The 2,668-nt window shown below is 68.7% G+C and carries 2 protein-coding genes and 1 pseudogene; 1 reads left to right on the top strand and 2 read right to left on the bottom strand.

The window, feature by feature from the left end; translation table 11 throughout:
• The coding region (locus HUK84_RS14500) for a carnitine 3-dehydrogenase (protein WP_218064383.1) at window positions 1-1,440 on the bottom strand (1,440 nt) is incomplete at its 3' end.
• A 4-nt stretch (window positions 1,441-1,444) separates the two neighbouring features.
• Complete coding sequence (locus tag HUK84_RS14495) at window positions 1,445-2,338, bottom strand: BKACE family enzyme (RefSeq protein ID WP_176640918.1); 894 nt, start codon at window positions 2,336-2,338, stop codon at window positions 1,445-1,447.
• 131 nt (window positions 2,339-2,469) lie between these two features.
• Here HUK84_RS14495 and HUK84_RS14490 point away from each other — a divergent pair.
• Window positions 2,470-2,668, top strand: a pseudogene (locus tag HUK84_RS14490) (GlxA family transcriptional regulator); the annotation flags it as partial.

Here is a 2,668-nt window from a genome sequence, read left to right as displayed (position 1 = left end):
CAGCGCGGCGATGGCGCCGGCGACGGCCTGCGGGATCGGCGCGCTCCGCGCGCGCGCCGTATCGACATGGATCAGCATCTGTTCCGCCGTGGCCAGGGGCGCGTCGTCACCCGCCGCGGTCAGCACGTGGAACAGATGCAGCCGCTTGCCGTCGGCGTCCAGGACGCGCGTCCGGACCATGATCGCCATGCCGCACCGCGCCTGGCCCAGATGCCGGAGATGGGTTTCGACGGTGTAGAAACTCTGTCCCGCCGCGACATGGTCCGGGCCGGCGCCGATGGCGTCCAGGATGTGGTCGGTCGCCTCGCCGAACACCTGAAGATACCGGTGTTCGGTCATATGGCCGTTATAATCGATCCATTCCGGCGGCACGACGCCTTGCCAGCTTGCCGGTATCCCGTCCGCCCCCGGCTGGCCGCCCTGCGCACCGTCCGCGCGGCGGGCGGCGAAACGGTTCAGCGTCGCCCCCGCCGCATAACCCTGCGAACCGACGGTCGCCAGCGCGCGGATGACCTTGACCAGCGCCTCGTCGCGCAGGCGCTCCAATGCGCGAACCGTCATGCCGCCCGCCTGCTCGTCCGACTGGCCGGCGATGCGGTCGATCAGCGCGTCGGTCAGTTCGGGGGCGACCAGCCTGGTCCAGGGCAGTTCCAGCGCCGGCCCGAACTGGGCCAGGAAATGCCGCATCCCCGCATCGCCGCCGGCCAGGCGATAGGTCAGGAACGTCCCCATGAAGGACCAGCGCAATCCGGCGCCGTACCGGATCGCGTCGTCCAGTTCCGCCGTCGTCGCGACGCCCTCCTCGATCAGCCACAGCCCCTCGCGCCACAGCGCTTCGAGCAGGCGGTCGGCTATGAAACCGTCCACTTCCTTGCGTACATGCAGGACCTGCATGCCGATGGCGCGATAGAAGGCCGCGACCCGGGCCTTGGTGTCCTCCGACGTCCGCGCGCCGCCGCAGATCTCCACAAGCGGCAGCAGATAGACGGGGTTGAACGGATGGCCGACCACGAAGCGTTCGGGATGGCGCAGCCTGGCCTGCAGCCGCGTGGGCAACAGTCCGGAGGTCGACGAGGCGATCGGCACGGCGGCCGGCAGCAGGGCGTCGATCCGCTCCAGCACGTCGCATTTCAGCGTCTGGATTTCCGGCAGGCTTTCCTGGACGAAATCGGCGCCCTCCAACGCCTCTTCCAGCGTCGCGGCGATATGCAGCCGTCCTTCCGGCGGCAGGGCGCCGGGCAGCAGTCCGGCCCAGGCCGCGCGCGCCATGCCCAGAACGGCTTCGGCGCGGGCACGGGCGTCCGGGCTGGGATCATAAAGGACGGCGTCGCGTCCGTTCAGCACGAAGCGCGCGGCCCAGCCGGCGCCGATCACACCGCCGCCGACCAGCCCGCAGCGTTTCGGGCCAAAATCCTGTCCGTTCATATCCTGTCCGCTCATCGCATCATCCCCGTTTCGTCAGCCCGAGCAGCCCGCGCACCGCCTGCGGTCCCAGGATCTCGACATTCATCGCGCCCAGGATCGTCGCCGCCCGGTCGACAAGCTGCGCATTGCTGGCCAGTTCGCCGCGCGAGAGATAGAGATTGTCCTCCAGCCCCACCCGGATGTTCGCGCCGACCATCGGCGCCAGCCCGACATAAGGCAGTTGGAAGCGGCCGAGCGAAAACATGCTGTAGACGCAGTCCGTCGGCAGCGCATTGACCATGGCATGCAGGGTCAGCAGGTCGTTGGGCGCGCCATAGGGCACACCCATGCAGAGCTGGATCATCAGCGGCGCGTCCAGCAATCCTTCCCTGAACATCTGTTTCACGAACACCAGATGGCCGGTATCGAACACTTCCAGTTCCGGCCGCACGCCCAGCGCCCGGACCTGCCGCGCCATCTCCCGCAGGATCGACGGCGTGTTGACCATGACATAGTCGCCCAGCGAGAAATTCATCGTCCCGCAATCCAGCGTGCAGATTTCGGGCAGCAGTTCGGCCACGTGCGCCAGGCGTTCGGTCGGGCCGGCCATGTCCGTCCCCGTGACGTCGGGCGGCAGCGGGGACTCGCCGCCGCCCAGCACCAGGTCTCCGCCCATGCCGGCGGTCAGGTTGATGATCACGTCGGTATCGGCGTCGCGGATGCGCTCGACGACCTCGCGGTACAATGCAATGTCGCGCGCCGCCTTGCCCGTTTCGGGATCGCGCACATGGATATGCGCCACGGCGGCCCCTGCCTTGGCCGCGTCGATCGCGGCGTCGGCGATCTGTTTCGGCGTGATCGGCAACCCGGGATGGCTGTCCGCCGTATCCCCGGCCCCCGTGACCGCGCAGGTGATGAACAGGCTGGTTTTCATGCAGGTTCGCCCTCGTGCCGACGGACAGGCATCCTGTCCGTCCCGAAGCGAGTGTGGCGCGCGGCGCGGGGCGCGTGCGTGACCGTTCCCGCCCTTTGCGTTGCGGTTCCGGTCGGATATCGTCACGCTCCATGACGTGCCGCGTCGGTTTCCTGCTGGTTCCCCGCTTTTCCGCGCTGGGGTTTCTCTGCGCGGCGGAACCGTTGCGCGTGGCCAACCGGCTGGCCGGACAGGCGTTCTATCAATGGGACGTTCTCTCGCTCGATGGCCGGCCCGCCGTGGCGTCCAACGCGATGCGGATCGAGGCGGCGCGGTCGCTGGCGGACGCGG

The sequence above is a fragment of the Nguyenibacter vanlangensis genome, from assembly GCF_013376155.1.
Classification (GTDB): domain Bacteria; phylum Pseudomonadota; class Alphaproteobacteria; order Acetobacterales; family Acetobacteraceae; genus Gluconacetobacter; species Gluconacetobacter vanlangensis.
The sequence above is the reverse complement of the archived record's forward strand: the minus strand, read 5'-3'. Positions and strand labels throughout refer to the sequence as shown.